This is a genomic window from Enterobacter sp. R-1.6.2, from assembly GCF_035064085.1.
In the GTDB taxonomy this organism is placed as follows: Bacteria; Pseudomonadota; Gammaproteobacteria; order Enterobacterales; family Enterobacteriaceae; genus Enterobacter; species Enterobacter asburiae_B.
Map to the genome: position 1 here is coordinate 1 of NZ_JASEYI010000084.1, position 1,712 is coordinate 1,712.

Here is a 1,712-nt window from a genome sequence, read left to right on the forward strand (position 1 = left end):
CAGATGTCACCGACAGAATATGAAAACCAGTATTATCAACGGCTCGGAAGTGTCTAGATTATCCGTGGCGATTCACTAGGGTTACCTAATTCACCTATGTCTACTTCTGGCACAATGCAGAAATGAGATAGATTTACTTTATCCGCTTCTCGCTCAAAGCTGTCCGTAATCCCCTGCCTGCTTAAAAAAACCGGATTAACGTGTGATGTTTTTACGTTTTCCAGGCAGCCTTCATCGGTAAGTACCTGTCTTACAGACTTCAATGCACTTAGTTAAGAAACATCCTAATCGTCCTTTCGCCGATCGCGAGATCTGTTATGGCAGCTAAACTCGATTGATACCCCAATCCGCCGGGCAGCATTTCCTTTCCGCACGCAAGAAGGAGAAGATCATGAAAGCAGTAATTTACAACGGTCCTTATGATGTAAAAGTAAAAGACGTACCGGATGCGAAAATTGTCCGCCCCACGGATGTACTCGTCCGCATCACCACCACCAACATTTGTGGGTCGGACTTGCACATGTATGAGGGCCGGACCAGCTTTGAACAGGGACGGATTCTGGGTCACGAAAACCTGGGTGAAGTGGTCGAAATTGGCTCAGGCGTTGAACGTATTAAGGTGGGCGACTATGTTTGTCTGCCGTTTAACGTGGGATGTGGTTTTTGCGAAAACTGTGAAAAAGGTCTGACCGGCTTTTGTCTCACTACCAATCCGGGTTCGGCAGGCGCAGCTTATGGTTTTGCTGAAATGGGTCCCTGGGAGGGGGGGCAGGCGGAACTGCTTCGGGTGCCATTTGCCGACTTTAACTGCCTTGTTCTTCCCCCTGATGCGGCAGAAAAAGAAGATGATTATGTGATGCTCTCTGACATTTTTCCTACCGGCTGGCATGCAACAGAACTTGCCGGATTGAAGCCTGGTGAAAGCGTGGCCATTTATGGCGCGGGGCCGGTCGGTTTGATGGCAGCTCATTCGGCGATCATTAAAGGTGCTTCACAGGTGTTTGTGGTTGATACGCACACAGACCGGTTGGCTCTGGCTGAAAAAATGGGGGCGACGGGCATCAATGCTACTGGCGATGAAGCTGTACAAAAAATTCTCGACCTGACGGATGGACGCGGTACGGATTGTGGCTGCGAATGTGTTGGCTATCAGTGCTGTAACAAACATGGCCATGAAGATAACTCTGTCACCATGAACAGTCTTGTTGCGTCGACGAAAGCAACCGGGGGAATTGGTGTGGTTGGCGTCTTTATTCCTCAGGATCCGGGGGCTGAATCGGAGCTTGCCAGAGAGGGTAAGATGCCATTTGATTTTGGGAGTTTCTGGTTTAAAGGACAGGCAATCCGTACCGGCCAGGCGAACGTTAAGGCCTATAACCGTCAGCTGTCTCGCCTCATCCATCACGATAAAGCCAGTCCGGGCAAAATAATTTCTCATCGTCTTTCGCTTGAAGAGGCTCCTGCCGGATATAAGCACTTCGATGAGCGGGATGAAGGATGGACGAAGGTTATCCTTAAGCCTTAAATAGAGTTATCCGGTATGAGAAAGCAAAAACCGGGAAAGAATGTATGACTTTTGACAGGGTGCAATAAAATATCCTGTCAGGGCGTTATTATTCATACTTTCAGCTGCCAGGTGATGCTGCCAACTTACTGATTTAGTGTATGATGGTGTTTTTGAGGTGCTCCAGTGGCTTCTGTTTCTATCAGCT

The 1,712-nt window shown here is 48.6% G+C and carries 2 protein-coding genes; one reads left to right on the forward strand and one right to left on the reverse strand.

Translation table 11 applies throughout. The features are described from left to right. Positions 1-391 precede the first annotated feature (391 nt). A complete protein-coding gene (locus QMN93_RS25805; RefSeq protein WP_017384068.1) occupies positions 392-1,525 on the forward strand; it encodes a glutathione-independent formaldehyde dehydrogenase in 1,134 nt (377 codons plus the stop codon). 6 nt (positions 1,526-1,531) lie between these two features. Here QMN93_RS25805 and QMN93_RS25810 read toward each other — a convergent pair. Beyond that, positions 1,532-1,712 (reverse strand): hypothetical protein (locus QMN93_RS25810; protein WP_207383775.1); only part of this gene is annotated, 181 nt, incomplete at its 5' end.

Excerpts from the sequence above, each read along its gene's own strand:
- QMN93_RS25805 (WP_017384068.1), top strand. The coding sequence starts at position 392 with ATGAAAGCAGTAATTTACAACGGTCCTTATGATGTAAAAGTAAAAGAC.